13 protein-coding genes are annotated in these 14,744 nt (G+C 72.8%); 7 read left to right on the plus strand and 6 right to left on the minus strand.

Features of this window, described 5'->3' with window-relative positions; all coding sequences use genetic code 11:
* The coding region (locus tag VGE03_RS07920; RefSeq protein WP_331045938.1) for a hypothetical protein at window positions 1–275 on the minus strand (275 nt) is incomplete at its 3' end.
* Between the two features lie 103 nt (window positions 276–378).
* Window positions 379–1,719, minus strand: coding sequence for a S8 family serine peptidase (locus tag VGE03_RS07925; RefSeq protein WP_331045939.1), 1,341 nt, complete (start codon window positions 1,717–1,719; stop codon window positions 379–381).
* A 106-nt stretch (window positions 1,720–1,825) separates the two neighbouring features.
* Between VGE03_RS07925 and VGE03_RS07930 the strand changes: the two genes are divergently transcribed.
* The 3 genes from VGE03_RS07930 (at window position 1,826) to VGE03_RS07940 (ending at window position 3,411) form a co-directional block, all read left to right on the plus strand.
* The gene (locus VGE03_RS07930; RefSeq protein WP_331045940.1) at window positions 1,826–2,329 is read left to right on the plus strand and encodes an RNA polymerase sigma factor; all 504 of its coding nucleotides are present in this window, start codon (window positions 1,826–1,828) and stop codon (window positions 2,327–2,329) included.
* Complete coding sequence (locus tag VGE03_RS07935; RefSeq protein WP_331045941.1) at window positions 2,326–3,048, plus strand: hypothetical protein; 723 nt, start codon at window positions 2,326–2,328, stop codon at window positions 3,046–3,048. Before VGE03_RS07930 ends, VGE03_RS07935 begins: the two co-directional genes overlap by 4 nt.
* Before the next feature lie 180 nt (window positions 3,049–3,228).
* A complete protein-coding gene (locus VGE03_RS07940) occupies window positions 3,229–3,411 on the plus strand; it encodes a hypothetical protein (RefSeq protein WP_331045942.1) in 183 nt (60 codons plus the stop codon).
* On the opposite strand, the gene VGE03_RS07945 is transcribed toward VGE03_RS07940, so the two are convergent.
* Entirely contained in the window at window positions 3,390–3,932 is a 543-nt protein-coding gene (locus VGE03_RS07945) for a hypothetical protein (RefSeq protein WP_331045943.1), read from the minus strand. The two genes, VGE03_RS07940 and VGE03_RS07945, sit on opposite strands and share 22 nt — an antisense overlap.
* A 150-nt stretch (window positions 3,933–4,082) precedes the next feature.
* On the opposite strand from VGE03_RS07945, the gene VGE03_RS07950 reads away from it, so the two are divergent.
* On the plus strand, window positions 4,083–5,822 hold the full coding sequence (locus VGE03_RS07950; protein ID WP_331045944.1) for a terminase large subunit domain-containing protein: 1,740 nt from the start codon (window positions 4,083–4,085) through the stop codon (window positions 5,820–5,822).
* 8 nt (window positions 5,823–5,830) lie between these two features.
* Here the strand turns inward: VGE03_RS07950 and VGE03_RS07955 are convergent, their stop codons facing one another.
* Window positions 5,831–7,813 carry an acetyl/propionyl/methylcrotonyl-CoA carboxylase subunit alpha gene (locus VGE03_RS07955; protein WP_331045945.1) on the minus strand — a complete coding sequence of 661 codons (1,983 nt, stop codon included), beginning with the start codon at window positions 7,811–7,813 and terminating at the stop codon, window positions 5,831–5,833.
* 183 nt (window positions 7,814–7,996) lie between these two features.
* On the opposite strand from VGE03_RS07955, the gene VGE03_RS07960 reads away from it, so the two are divergent.
* The 3 genes from VGE03_RS07960 (at window position 7,997) to VGE03_RS07970 (ending at window position 10,804) form a co-directional block, all read left to right on the plus strand.
* The gene (locus VGE03_RS07960) at window positions 7,997–9,496 is read left to right on the plus strand and encodes a hypothetical protein (RefSeq protein WP_331045946.1); all 1,500 of its coding nucleotides are present in this window, start codon (window positions 7,997–7,999) and stop codon (window positions 9,494–9,496) included.
* A gap of 197 nt (window positions 9,497–9,693) precedes the next feature.
* Window positions 9,694–10,170, plus strand: a complete 477-nt coding sequence (msrB, locus tag VGE03_RS07965) for a peptide-methionine (R)-S-oxide reductase MsrB (RefSeq protein ID WP_331045947.1) — start codon at window positions 9,694–9,696, stop codon at window positions 10,168–10,170.
* A gap of 49 nt (window positions 10,171–10,219) precedes the next feature.
* A complete protein-coding gene (locus VGE03_RS07970) occupies window positions 10,220–10,804 on the plus strand; it encodes a hypothetical protein (protein ID WP_331045948.1) in 585 nt (194 codons plus the stop codon).
* A gap of 83 nt (window positions 10,805–10,887) precedes the next feature.
* Here the strand turns inward: VGE03_RS07970 and VGE03_RS07975 are convergent, their stop codons facing one another.
* On the minus strand, window positions 10,888–14,049 hold the full coding sequence (locus VGE03_RS07975) for a CusA/CzcA family heavy metal efflux RND transporter (RefSeq protein ID WP_331045949.1): 3,162 nt from the start codon (window positions 14,047–14,049) through the stop codon (window positions 10,888–10,890).
* A gap of 2 nt (window positions 14,050–14,051) precedes the next feature.
* The coding region (locus VGE03_RS07980; protein ID WP_331045950.1) for an HlyD family efflux transporter periplasmic adaptor subunit at window positions 14,052–14,744 on the minus strand (693 nt) is incomplete at its 5' end.

A 14,744-nucleotide genomic window follows, 5' to 3' on the forward strand; every position in this document is an offset into this window, starting at 1 on the left:
GCGCGGCGTTCGGCGTTGGCCCGGGCGCGGTCGGCGCGGCTCATGGCGCCGTCGACGCGATCCCGCACGAAGCTGCCGTCAACGCCGCCGGTCAGGCTGCCCGAGCCGGCGCCGCCCAGCGAGCCGCCCAGGCCGTTGCCCAGACCGCCCACCGAACCGCCGACCGAACCGCCCAGTCCGCCGCCCAGTCCGCCCGCGATCTGGGCGTTGGCGGCGCCCGCGCCGGCCAGGGTCAGGGCGAAGGCGGCGGCGGCGGTCATCAGGGTCTTGCGCATCGTATCTCTCCTGCGAAAGGCTTGGGCGAAATCGCCCTCGCAGGGTCCAACGACGGGGGCCGCCGGATTCATCCCGGGGCCGCGAAAAAGGTCTGAAAAAATCTCAGCGGGCCAGCTGGCCGCGGGCGCCGACCGCCGCCGGGGCGGTGCGCAGACGGGCGGCGACGACGCCGCGGCCGTAGACGGGATCGGTCCCGGGCGTCCCGGCGTCCACGGCGCCGGAGGCGAGGGCGTCGATGTCCCCGCCGTTGCGCGCCAGCAGACCGGCCACCAGCGGTGCGGCGAAGGAGGCCCCGCGCACGGTCACCCAGCCGCGCCCGCCCGCCGCGGCCATTTCGGCCCCCGGGGCGGCGAAGTCGACCTGCGGCCCGCGCCCGGCCTCGGGCAGGACCCGGTTGCGGGCGTTCACCGCCGTCACCCCGATCACGCCCGGATAGGCGGCGGGGAACAGGGGCGGGGCGGCCGGGCCGTCATTGCCGACGGCGGCCACCACGATCACCCCGCGCTCGCGCGCGCGACGCACGGCGGTCTCGATCAGGGCGTTGCGGGGGCCGACGAGGCTGATGTTGACCACCCGCACATTCTGGCCGGTCAGCCAGCTGAGCGCCTGCGCCACCGCGGTGGCCGAGCCGCCCGCGCCCGCCCCGCCGTAGACATCGGCGGCGTAGAGGGTCGCGCCGGGCGCGGCGCTCTGGAAGCCCTGGCCGCGTCCGACCAGCAGCGAGGCGACCGCCGTGCCGTGGGCGCCCGGCCGGGCCGCCCCGACGAAGCCGCGCGCCTGCACGCTGACGCCCGACAGCGCCGGATGGCCGGCGTCCACCCCGGTGTCGATCAGGCCGATGCGGGTCCCGCCGCCCTGCACGGGAGGCGGAACGGGAGCGGGAGGCGGCGAGGGCGCAGGCGCGGCCTCGCCGATCTCGCCCGCCGGCAGGTGGACGTGGTTGAAGGCGAACTCGCCCGCCGGATCGAGGGCCTGCAGCCGCTCCATCGCCCGCCGGGCCGACAGGCGGCGGGGCGGGGCCAGCACGACCAGCGTCAGGTCGAGGTCCTCCAGCCGCTCCTCGCGCACCAGGGTGAAGCCCTCGTCGAGGGCCGCCTGCCGCGCGGCGGGGCTGAGGGCCAGGGCGAGGATCTCGCCTCGCACGACGGGCCAGCCGTCCGGGTCCAGCTCCAGCGCCCCGTCCGAGCGGCGCAGGGCGTCGCGGAAGCGGGACGGGACCCGCAGCGCGGTGTCGACCCCGTCCCGCGCCGTTCCGGTCAGGCGATCGATTTCGGACGGCAGGCGGCCCGGCAGGTCCCGCACTCCGCCCGGCAGCCCCCCGCCCGGCAGGGACGGCAGTTGCCCGCCGCCCGGCAGCCCGCCGATCTGGGCGTGCACGGGCGCGCCCGCCGAGGCGGTCCAGACGGCGGCGCACAGGATCAGGATCAGAAAACGAGGCCCCATGGGCGGCTCCAACGCATGAAACGGATGAAAGGCCATTGGCGACGGCCCGACAATGGATGAAACGTCAGGGGCGGGACGTTTCATCCCGCATGAGCGGAGTATCGACTTGGATGAATTCCAGACGGGGCTGGTGGAGCTTCTGCCCCGGTTGCGCCGGTTCGCGCGCGCCGTCTGCCGCTCGGACGCCGACGCCCAGGACCTGGTCCAGGCCACGGTCGAGCGGGCCCTGCTCAAGCGGTCGGGCTGGACGCCCGGCACGCGGCTGGACAGCTGGGCCTTCACCATCATGAGACGGCTGCACATCGATGATGCCCGGTCGAAGGCGCGCTGGGGCAAGGTCGTCTCGCCCGAGGACGAGTTCACCCCCCACGTGGCCGACGCGGCGCAGGCGGGCGAGGCCCTGCGCGCCGATGCGATGGCGGTGCAGGCGGCCGTGCGCGACCTGCCCGACGACCAGCGGCTGCCCGTGGCCCTCGTCCTGATCGACGGCCTGTCCTACGCCGAGGCCGCCGCCGTGCTGGGCGTCCCGGCGGGCACCCTGACCAGCCGTCTGGTGCGCGGACGGCAGACCCTTCTCCAGACCCTGGCCGCTCAGGGAGTGACCGCATGACCCCGTATGACGACGAAACCCTGATGCGCCGGGTGGACGGCGAGCTGACGCCCGAACAGGGCGCGGCCGTCGACGCCGCCGCCGCGACCGATCCGGCGCTGGCCGAGCGGCTGGCCGCCCTGCGGTCCCTGCGCGCCCTGACCCGTCAGGCCTTCCCGGCCGAGGCCGATCCGCGCGACGACGCCCTGGCGGCCCTGATCGCGGGCCCGGCGCCGACGACGGCGCGGGGGGGCTCGTGGACGGATCGTCTGAAGGCCGCCTTCGCCCCGGCGCTGCTGCCGGTCTGGGGCGCGGGCGTCGCCGCCGCCTTCGTGCTGGGCCTGATGGTCGGCGGCCCCGGCGAGCCCACCGGCTTCGTCGTCGGGCCGCAGGGCGAGATCGCCGACGCGACCCTGACCCGCGTGCTGGACCGTCGGCTGGCGGGCGAGGGGGCGGACGCCGGGGGGCGGTCGGTCGGCCTGACCTTCAGGGACACTGACGGCCGCTGGTGCCGCACCTTCAGCGCCGCCGACGACGGGGTGGCCGGTCTGGCCTGCCGTCAGGACGACCGCTGGGCCGTGCAGGCGCTGGCCCCGTTCAGCGCCGCCGCGCCGGACGCCATCCGCACCGCCTCGGCGGACATCCCCGCCGCGGTTCTGGCGGCGGTTGATGCGGCTCAGGCCGGGGACACGCTCGATCCCGCCGCCGAAGCGAGCGCGCGGGACGGGGGCTGGCGGTAGTCCAGGGATTAGGGATTAGGGACTAGGGATTAGGCGAGCGAGCCCGGCGCGGACGGCGGAGCGACCCGCGATCCACCTAATCCCTGGTCCCTAGTCCCTGATCCCTCCCAAGGATGAATCCGCCGTCCCCGGTCGTTGGACCGGAGGCGGGGCCCTTGTCCCGCCGGAGCGGAGGGGGCGATGGACGAGGACATGCTGCGCGCCCGCATCGCCCTGTGGCGCGCCCGCGCCGCCGCCGACCCGACGCCGTCGGGCCGCGAGGCGGATCTGAAGCTGGCCGACTGCTATGAGGCCCTGCTGCTGGCCCGTCTGGCCGCGCGGCCGGTTCCGTCGGACGAGGCTCAGCGCCGGGCGGTGACGTAGCTCAGGGTCACTCCGTCGCGGGTCTCGCTGACCAGCACCACCTGCAGGCCCCGGTCGCGCAGCAGGGGGATCATGCCCCGCTCGAACCGCGCCTGGCTGATCGGGCGGCGGCCGTCCTCATGCTCGGTCCAGGCGAAGACGGCGGTCTCGCGCTGGCGGAAGGGATCGACCCCGGTCAGGGCCGCGGCGGCCGCGCGGGCCCCGGTGAAGTCCCCGGGGGCCGAGATGTAGCAGCGGTGCACCGGCAGCCAGGGGCCCGCCAGACGCATCCGGCCGGGGGCGGAGATGACCCGGGTCTCGACCTCGCCGTCGGTGCGGGCCCAGACGCGGGGCGGGGGATCGGCGCGGTCGGAGCCCGCCTCCTCCTCCTGTGTCGCCTCGACCGGGGCGTAGCCGCGGGTCAGGGCCGCCGCCTCGATGGCCGCATCCTCGCCGCGCGCGGCCATGCACAGGGCCTCGAACTCCGCCACCGGGTCCGGGGCGGCCTGAAGCGTCAGCGCGAGAAGGGCGGCGTGCAGCATTGATCCGGACCTTACGCCGGTCGGGCCGGGGAGCAAGCGTCGCCCGGGTTCGGCCGAACCGGCGCGGTCAGGGCTTTGATCCGGCGAAGGAAACCGTGCGGGCCGGCGCGATCTTCCAGCGTCCTCTCCGGGCGGTGGGATAATCAGGGCATGACCGCCGCCTCGCCCACGAAGGACGAACAGGACGCCGCCGCCCGGGCCGAGCGGCGCGCGCGGCTGGGCTGCGGCTACTTCCCCGATGCGCCCGAGGCGACCATCGCCTCGCTTGAGGCCCAGGTCGGAAACGCGATGGAGGACGGCCGCCCCGACGACGCCGGAAAGCTGCTGCGGTTGGGCCTGACCGCCGAACGGTTCTGGCGCATGAAGGAGCGGTTGCGCGGCAATCCGGCGCCCACGGCGTCCGGTCCGACATCTCCCCCGAAGCCTGATCCCGAACCCGATCCGGAGCCCGAAGCCCCGCCCACCGTCCTGACCCCGGCCCAGACGCCGCCAGCGGCCCTGCCCGACGGCGAGCCCTGGCGGACCTGGCTGTTCATGGGCGGGCGCGGGGCGGGCAAGACGCGGGCGGGCGCCGAATGGCTGGCCGATCAGGCCGAGGCGCTGGGGCCGGGCGGCCGTCTGGCCCTGATCGGCCCGACCCTGCACGACGTGCGCGAGGTGATGATCGAGGGCGTCTCGGGCATCCGCTCCCTGCCACGCTGGACGGCGAAGACGCGCCCGGTGTTCGAAAGCTCGCGCCGCCGCCTGAAATTCGCCAACGGCTGCATCGCCTACGCCTTCTCGGCCGAGGACCCCGACAGCCTGCGCGGCCCGCAGTTCAGCGCCGCCTGGGCCGACGAGTTCTGCGCCTGGCGCCCCACCGGCGCGCGCGGCGCGGCCGAGACGCTCGCCCTGCTCAGGATGGGGCTGAGGCTTCCACTTCCGGTGCGGGCGAGCGAGTCCTTGGGGGGCGCGGTCGTCGGCCCTTCGGGACCTCCCGACCCGACGCGGCCTGGCGCTTCGCGCGTGCTCTTCGTGGCTCAAGCAGCGAGCGACCGCGTCGCGAGCGTTAGCCACCCAAGACTTCTCGTCACCACCACCCCGCGCCCGATGCGCGCCCTGGTCCGGCTGAAGGATGAGACGTCGTGCGCCTTCACCCATGCGGCCAGCGCGGACAACGCGGCTCATCTGGCGCCGGGCTTCCTCGACGGCCTGCGCGACCTCTACGGCGGCACCCGCCGCGAGGCGCAGGAGCTTGAGGGGAAGATCGTCGACCTCGACGGCGCCCTGTTCACGGCGGAGATGATGATGAAGGCGAGGAGCGAGGGGGGAGAAGCGAGGGTCGAGGCGCAGGCCGGTCCGAAACCCTCGACTCCCGTCCCTCGACCCTCATCCCCCTATGAGCGCGTCATCGTCGCCGTCGACCCGCCCGCCACCGCGTCCGGAGACGCCTGCGGCATCATCGCGGCCGCCTCGCGTCGCCGCCCCGACGGGGTGCGCGAGGCGGTGGTGCTGGCCGACCGCTCGGCCCACGGCCTGTCGCCCGAGGAGTGGGCCCGCCGGGCCGTCGCCCTCGCGCGGGAGGTGGGCGCGGCCTGCATCGTGGCCGAGGTCAACCAGGGCGGGGACATGGTCTCGGCGGTGCTCAAGGCCGTCGATCGCCCGCTGCCGGTCCGCACCGTCCGCGCGACCCGGGGCAAGATGCTCCGCGCCGAGCCGGTCGCCGCCCTCTACGAACAGGGGCGGGTCAAACACGCCGGCATGTTCGACGCCCTGGAGGAGGAGCTGATGATGCTGGGCGCCGAACTGGGCGAAGGCTCGCTGGACCGCGCGGATGCGCTGGTCTGGGCGGTCACGGACCTGCTGATCGACCGCCCGGGGGAACGGGGGCCGAGGGTGAGGGTGCTGTGAGGGGGAGCTTACCCGAACTCCACCAGCACATCGTCCGCCGCGACCGGGTCGCCGGCCTTGGCGCTGACGGCCTTCACCACGCCGTCGCGTTCGGCCTTGAGGATGTTCTGCATCTTCATGGCTTCGATGATGGCGACGGTCTCGCCGGTCTTCACTTCCTGGCCGACGACGACCGGGATGGCCACGACCAGACCCGGCATGGGCGACAGGATCGACTTCGAGGTGTCGGCGGCCTGTTTCTCGGGCAGGCGGGCGTAGAGCTCGGCCAGGCGGGGACGCAGGACGCGGACGCGGGCCTTCGCCGCGCGGTGGCGGATCGAGAAGCCGTCGGCGACGCGGGCGACCTCGGCGGTGAAGGGTTCGCCGTCCAGCTCGGCGCGGAACTGGGGCAGGCCGGGACGCCAGTCGATCTCGGTCAGGCGGGCGTGGCCGCCGCCGGTAAAGGCCAGCAGCAGGGCCTCGTCCTCGTCATAGGACAGGTCGACGCCGTGCGGGGCCTTGTCGATGAGCACGGTCCAGTCGGTGCGGTCCGACGGGTCGCCGTCCTGTTCGGCGATGATCTCGTTCATGGCCACGGCGGCGGCGATGAGGATGTGGGTCTGGCGCGCGTCCGGCTTCAGGCCGTGGAAGCCTTCGGGGAACTCGTCCTTGATGTAGCTGGTCGACAGCTCGCCCGAGCGGAAGCGGGGCTGGTCCATCACGGCGGCGAGGAAGGGGACGTTGTGGCCCAGACCGGCCAGATGGGTGTCCTCCAGCGCGCGGGCCATGCCCTCGACGGCCTCGGCGCGGGTCGGGGCCCAGGCGCACAGCTTGGCGATCATGGGATCGTAGAACATGCTGATCTCGTCGCCCTCGCGGACGCCGGAATCGTTGCGGACGACATAGCCGTCCTCATGCTCGCCTTCCTCGGGCTGGGCGTAGCGCACCAGACGGCCGATGGAGGGCAGGAAGCCGCGGTAGGGGTCCTCGGCGTAGATGCGGCTCTCGATGGCCCAGCCGTTGATCGACAGGTCTTCCTGCTTGAAGGCCAGATGCTCGCCCCAGGCCGAGCGGATCATCTGCTCGACCAGATCGACGCCGGTGATCAGCTCCGTCACCGGGTGTTCCACCTGCAGACGAGTGTTCATCTCCAGGAAGTAGAAGCTCTTGTCCTGACCGGCGACGAACTCGACCGTGCCGGCGCTGTCGTAGTTCACGGCCTTGGCCAGGGCGACGGCCTGGGCGCCCATGGCGGCGCGGGTGGCCTCGTCCAGCAGCGGGGAGGGGGCCTCCTCGATGACCTTCTGGTTCCGGCGCTGGATCGAGCACTCGCGCTCGAACAGGTGGACGACGTTGCCGTGCTTGTCGCCCAGCACCTGGATCTCGATGTGGCGCGGGTCGATGATGAATTTCTCGAGGAAGACCCGGTCGTCGCCGAAGGCGTTCAGCGCCTCGGCCTTCACCGCGGCGAAGCCCTCGGCCATGTCGGCGTCGGAGTAGGCGACGCGGATGCCCTTGCCGCCGCCGCCCGCCGAGGCCTTGATCATGACCGGATAGCCGATGCCGGCGGCGATCTTCACCGCCTCTTCCGGGGTCTCGATCAGGCCCATGTGGCCCGGAACGGTGGAGACGCCCGCCTCGGCGGCGAACTTCTTGGAGGTGATCTTGTCGCCCATGGCGTCGATCGCCTCGGGATTCGGCCCGATGAAGGCGATCCCCTCGTCGCGGAGGCGGCGGGCGAATGCGGCATTTTCGCTCAGGAAGCCGAAGCCCGGATGGACGGCTTCCGCGCCCGTCTGCTTGACCGCCTCGACGATCCGGTCGGCCAGCAGATAGCTCTGCGCGGCCGGAGCCGGGCCGATCAGGACGGTCTCGTCGGCCATCTCGACGGCCAGCGAACCGGCGTCGGCTTCCGAGTATACCTGCACCGTGGCGATGCCCATGCGGCGGCAGGTCTTGATGATGCGGACGGCGATTTCGCCGCGGTTGGCGATCAGGATCTTGGAGAACATGCGTCTTCAGAAGGAACGGCGCCGACCCTCGGCGGCGGGATTGAGGACCGGCTTAGGCCGCGTTCGCCGGTGAGTAAACCGGCAGGCGTCGCTCTCCTGAACAGGGTTCGGGCTTGGCAGACCCCTTGTCGATACGCTTTAACCCTCGCCGCCTTCCCAATCGGACCGCTGGAGCCCGAGACGATGACCCGTACCCTTTCGATCGCCGCCGTTGCGGCCGCAGCCCTCAGCCTCGTCGCCGGCGCCGCCGTCGCCCAGGACTTCCGCGCCCTGGCCCGTCAGGATCTGCAGGCCGCCCACGACGAGCTGGCCGCCAACCACCCGGCTCCCGCCGTTCCCGGCCAGGCCAGCACCGAGTTCCGCGGCTGGCTGGACACCGGCCTGACGGAATCGCTGGCCATGGTGAACCGCGTCAACAGCGGCTTCGACCACGCCTATCTGCTGCGCTACTACGCGGCGGGCTTCCGGGACTCGAACATCTCGATCTACCCGACCTATGAAGGCCTGGGCCCGTATTTCGGCACCTCGTGGGCCGGTTTCGCCACCGGCTGGCGCAACGGCAAATACGTCGTGACCTATGTGAAGCCGGGCCTGCGCGGCTCGAGCGTGCCGCGCGTCGGCGACACCCTGGTGTCGTGCAACGCCACCCCGATCGAGGAGTTCGCCCGCGACAAGCTGGATCGCTGGGAAGGCAATCTGGAAACCGAGGCCGGTCGCGTCTCGTCGGCGCCGTACCTGACCTGGAACCGCAACAACCCGTTCGTGAACGGCGTGCCGTCGGTCTGCGAGTTCCAGAGCGGCAACCGCCGTCCGCGCGCCATCAACCTGCGCCCCGAGCCGCTGGTCGCCGGTGATCTGGAAGCCGCCTACCGCGCCACCGTCTACACCGCCCCGGCGACCCCGCTGTCGATCGAGACCGTCAACGGCCGCCCGTGGATCAACGTCCACTCGTTCGCCGATTCGGCCGGCTGGGACGCCTTCAACAGCCTGGTCGAGGCCCAGGCCTCGACCCTGCACGGCCCGCAAGGCTTCGTGCTGGACCTGCGCGCCGCCCGCGGCTCGGCCGCCTTCAACTCGACCGCCCGCGGCTATGGCCTGGCCAACCGCATCTGGACGCCGGAGTTCACCGCCAGCCGTCAACCGCCGGCCGGCGCGATCACCTACCGCGCGACCCAGGGCAACCGTGACTGGTTCGCCACCGCCCTGGGCCTGATGCAGGCCGATCCCCGCTACGCCGCGGAAGCCCCGGCCATGATCGCCCAGACGCAGGAAATCGTCGCCGCCTTCGACGCCGCCATCGCCGCCGGTCAGCCGACCTTCCAGCTGCAGGGCCGCGCCGTCGCCGAGGACACCGGCGCGCCGAACCCGGTGCAGGGCCCGGTTGTGGTTCTGGTCGACGGCGGCTGCTCGGGCGGCTGCCTGGACACCCTGGACCTGCTGTCCAAGCTGCCGAACGTCCGCATCGTCGGCACCACCACGGCGACCGACTCGATCTTCATCGAGCAGACCAACCGCCGCCTGCCGTCGAACTACGCCGAGCTGAGCTACGGCCATAAGGCCTGGACCGCCCGTCCGCGTCCGAACAACACCCCGTTCGCTCCGGAAGGCGCCCTGGCCTACACCGGCGACCCGGTGGACGAGGCCGCTGTCCGCGCCTGGGTCAGCAGCCTGTTCGGCGGCTGATCGCCGGATCGGTGACTGAGTAATGAGGGGCCGGACGGGAGACTGTCCGGCCCTTCTGCGTTCCGGGGGGTACGGCGGGCGGGCCCAAGGGATGGCGCGTGGGAAGTGGCCAGCCACTAGCCACTAGCCACTTCCACGCACCACCCTCTCGACAGCTCGCACTGGAACCCTTGCCGTTCCCTCCCTATTTCTCCTCCATGACCGACACCCACCGATCCCCCACCGGCTATGACCTGACGCCGCCGACCGAGGCCGAGCGCGAGCGGCTGGAGGCGGACCTGACGGCCGAGGAGGCGCGGGTCCTGTTGTCGCACGGCACCGAGGCGCCCTTCTGCGGCGTGCTGCTGGGCGAGAAGCGGGCCGGGGTGTTCTGCTGCCGCGAGTGCGGCCTGCCGCTGTTCCGGGCGACCACCAAGTTCGAGAGCGGCACGGGCTGGCCCAGCTTCACCCAGCCGGTCGACGAGGCCCACGTCACCGCGATTACCGACACCAGCTACGGCATGGTGCGGACCGAGACCGTCTGCGCCCGTTGTGGGGGCCATCAGGGCCACGTCTTCCCGGACGGTCCGCCGCCCACCGGCCTGCGCTACTGCATCAACTCGGTGGCGCTGGAGTTCGTGCCGGAGGGCCAGCCGCTGCGCGACCCATTGCATCGCGGCGACGGAACCGCCTGACCTTGGCCTTATTCCGGGTTAGGGTGGGTTCAGTAGAGGGAGTGAGCGCATGATGATTTCGGCCCTGATCCTCGCCGCGGCGATCGCCGGCAGCGACCCTGACGGCGTCGTGACGACGGCCCCGGCCACCACCGTGGACCTGACGGCCGTGACGCGGCCGGACGCGCCCTCGGCCGAAGGCGCGGCCCTGCAGGCGGCCGAGCCGCACAACCTGACCACCGACCAGCAGATCGACCGCTGGATCTCGCAGCGCGACCCGGCGGCCACGCCCTATGCCAGCCAGGCCGAGCGTCCGGTCGATGACCGCAAGATGCACGGCGAGTTCACCGCCGGGATCGGCACCGGCGGCTATCGCGACTACGGCATGGCCGTGTCCCTGCCGCTGGGCGAGACCGGGCGGCTGAACCTCAGCTACCGCCAGACCGAGAACGCCCTGTATCCGTACGGCTACGGCTATGGCTACGGCCGCGACGGCGGTCTGGGCGGCTATCCCTATTTCAACGACAGCGGCTACGCCTTCCCGGGCCGCTCCGACCCGAACGCCGCCCTGGACTATGAGCTGCGCGTCGCCCGCCCGGGCGGGCCGCCCAGCAACCGGACGCCGGTGTACCAGCAGAACCGCACGTCGGACTGACAGACGAAAGGCCCGGTCGAGAGACCGGGCCTTTTGCTTTTGGGCGGTCCCGGATCGCCTTACGGCGTCCGGGATGAGAAGGGTCAGGTCTGCCTTCGCCCCAGCGACGCCAGCACCGGCAGGACCAGCAGGGTCAGGAGCGTCGCCGTGGTCAGGCCGCCGATGACGACGGTGGCCAGCGGCTTCTGGACCTCGGCGCCGGGGCCCCAGGCGAAGGCCATGGGGATGAAGCCCAGCACCGCCACCAGCGCCGTGGTCAGGACCGCGCGCAGGCGGCTGACGGCGCCGGTCAGGGCGGCCTGAACCGGTGCGTCGCCCTCGGCTAGCCGCTGCTGGATGGCCTGCATCAGGACGAGACCGTTCAGGGTGGCGACCCCGGACACGGCGATGAAGCCGACCGCCGCCGAGGTCGACAGCGGCATCCCCCGGGCCGCCAGCGCCAGCGCCCCGCCGACGAGGGCCAGAGGCACGCCGGCGAAGACGAGGGCCGCGTCCCGGAACGAGCGCAGGGCCAGCACCAGAAGGGCGCCGATGGTCAGGAAGACCAGGGGCACGATCAGGGCCAGACGGGTGGAGGCGCGTTCGAGGTTTTCGAACTGGCCGCCCCAGTCGAACCAGCCGCCGGTGGGGGGCTGGACGTTCGCCGCCACCTCGCGCCGGGCCTCGGCGACGAAGCCGCCCAGATCCCGGCCCCGCACGTTGGCCTGCACGATGATGCGGCGCTTGCCGTTCTCGCGGCTGATCTGGTTGGGGCCCTCGGCCGCCTCGAAGCGGGCGACGGAGGACAGGGGGACGGTCGGGGCGCCGGGCTCGGACTCCTCGGGCATGACCGGCAACTGGGCCATGACGGAGGGATCGTTGCGCAGTTCGTCGGCGAGGCGGACCACGACGTCGAAGCGCCGGTCGCCCTCCATCACCTGACCCGCCGCCTGACCGGCCAGACCGATGGCCAGGGCGTCGGCGGCGTCGGAGGCGTGGATGCCCTGCGCCGCCGCGATGGTGCGGTCGACGCGGGCGGTCAGGGTCGGCTGGCCCGAGACCTGTTCGACCCGGACGTCGGCGGCGCCGTCGATGCGGCGCAGGACGGCGGCGACCTGTTCGGCGGTGCGGGTCATGGCCTCGAAGTCGTCGCCGTAGACCTTGACCGCCACGTCGGAGCGGACCCCGGCGATCAGCTCGTTGAAGCGCATCTGGATCGGCTGGGTGAACTCGTAGTTCTGGCCCGGCAGGTGGCTGAGCGCGGCCTCCATCCGCTCGACCAGCTCGGCCTTGGGCAGGGACGGGTCCGGCCAGTCCTTGCGGTCCTTCAGCATGACGAAGGTGTCCGAGATGGACGGCGGCATGGGGTCGGAGGCGACCTCGGCCGTGCCGGTGCGCGTGAAGACCCGTTCGACCTGGGGCATGGCCTTCAGCGTGGTCTCGACCCGGAACTGCATGGCCTGCGACTGCTCCAGCGAGGTCGAGGGGACGCGCAGGGCCTGGACGAGGATGTCGCCCTCATCCAGTTGCGGCACGAACTCGGAGCCCAGCGCGGCGAAGGCGAGGGCTCCCGCGGCCAGCGCCCCGACCGCGCCGCCGATGACCAGCCGGGGGCGGCGCAGGGCCTTGTCCAGCAGGGGGGCATAGCGGTCGCGGACGGCGCGGCTGAGGCGGGGCTCGCCGTCCCCGTGCCCAGCCTTCGGGTCGCGCACCCACAGGGCGGTGAGGGCCGGGACGAAGGTGAAGCTGAGGATGAAGGCGCCGGCCAGCGCCAGCATGACGGTGGCGGCCATCGGGCCGAACATCTTGCCCTCGACGCCCTCGAACATCAGCAGGGGGGCGTAGACCAGCAGGATAATGGCCTGACCGAAGGCGGCGGGGCGGGCCATCTCGCGCGCGGCGGCGGCGGCGACGGTCAGGCGCTGACTGATCGTCAATGGTTGATTCAGACGCTGCCGCTCCAGCGAGAGACGGCGCAGGGTGTTCTCGACGACCACCACGGCGCCATCGACGATCAGGCCGAAGTCGAGGGCCCCGAGGCTGAGCAGATTGGCGCTGATGCCGAAGCGGTTCATGGCCGTGGCCGCGAACAGGAAGGCCAGCGGGATGACCAGCGCCGTGATCACGGCCGCGCGGACGTTGCCGAGCGCCAGGAACAGGACGGCGATGACCAGGGCCGCGCCCAGCACCAGATTGTGCTCGACCGTGCCGATGGTGTCCTCGACCAGGGCGGTGCGGTCCAGCACCGGGCGGATGGTCACGCCGGGCGGCAGGCTGGTTTGGATGTCGTTGAGCTTTTCTCCAACGCGTTTCGCGACTTCTCGGGAGTTCTCGCCTTGCAACATGAGGGCGGCGCCCAGCACGGTCTCGTGGCCGTCAGAGCTGGCCGAGCCGAGGCGGGGGGCGCGGCCGATCTCGACCGTGGCGACGTCGGAGACGCGGACCACCTGACCGTTGCGGTTCAGGATGGGGGTGGCGGCCAGTTCCTCCAGCGTGCGGATGCGGGCGTCGGCGCGGACGATCCACGCCTCGCCCGCGCGGTTGACGTAGCCGGCGCCGGCGATGCGGTTGGCGTGCTCCAGCGCCTCGACCAACTGGACCAGACCGACGCCGTAGGCGGCGAGGCGGGCCGGGTCGGGATGGACCGCATACTCCTTCACATAGCCGCCCTGGACGTCGATCCCGGCGACGCCCTCGACCCCGCGCAGCTGGGGCGCGACGATCCAGTCCTGGACGGTGCGCAGCCAGGTCGCCTTCTGGGCGTCGGTGGTCAGGCGTTCGCCCTCGGGGGTGAGGTAGGGCGCCCCCTCGGCGGCGGCGGGGCCCTTGAGCTCCAGCGTCCAGATGAAGACCTCGCCCAGACCGGTGACGACCGGGCCCATGGTGGGGGTCACGCCGCCGGGCAGGTCCTCGCGGGCGTCCTGAAGCCGCTCGTTGACCAGAGTGCGGGCGAACCAGATGTCGGTGCTGTCGGTGAAGACGGCGGTGACCTGCGAGAAGCCGTGGCGCGACAGGGAGCGGGTCTCGACCAGACCCGGCATGCCGCCGAGGGCCGTCTCCAGCGGGAAGGTGACCTGCCGCTCGACCTCCTCGGGCCCCAGGGCGGGGGCGACGGTGGTGATCTGGACCTGCCGGTTGGTGATGTCCGGCACGGCGTCGATCGGCAGGCGGACGAGCTCGCGTACGCCCACGGCGGCCCACAGCAGGGCCAGGACGATGACCAGCCAGCGGTGACGGACCGCGGCGTCGATGATGCGGTTCAGCATGATCAGTGTCCGTGCTCCGCCTCGCCCTTGGCCAGTTCGGCCTTGAGCAGGAAGGCGCCGGTTCCGGCGATGCGCTCGGCGCCGGTCAGGCCCGACAGGATCTCGGTGCGCCCCGCGGCGGTGGCGCCGGTGGTCACGGGCCGGGCGCGGAAGCCGTCGCCCTCGCGCACGAAGACGGAGGGGACGCCATCGACCGTCTGGACCGCATCGGCGGGGACGGTCAGGCCGCTGCCTCCACCGACCGGGAGCCGGGCCGACAGGATCGTGCCCGGGGCGGGCAGGGCGCCGGTGGCGGCGGCGCGGACGGTGGCGGTTCCGCCTTCCGCGGCGGGGGCCACGGCGATGACCACGGCCTCGATCCGGGCCCCGTCGGCGGTCTCGGCGCTGAGGCGGGCGCCGGGCGCCAGCAGGCGGGCGGCGGCGGGCGGGGCGTCGAAGACCAGCTCGGCCCGGCCGGTGTCGGCGATCTCGGCCACCTGCAGGGCCTCCTCGTGCAGGGTGACGCCGGGGGCGGCGATCAGGCGGGTGACCACGCCGTCGGCGGGGCTGCGGACCACGACGACCCCGTCGGAGCCCGGATTGCCGAAGGCGGCCACCCGGGCGCGGGCGGCGCGCAGCCGGGCCTCGGCGGAGCGGGCCTCGGCCCCGGTCACGTCCAGCCGGGCGCGGGGCATGTAGCCACGCTCGAACAGGGC

It is taken from the genome of Brevundimonas sp., assembly GCF_036400995.1.
In the GTDB taxonomy this organism is placed as follows: domain Bacteria; phylum Pseudomonadota; class Alphaproteobacteria; order Caulobacterales; family Caulobacteraceae; genus Brevundimonas.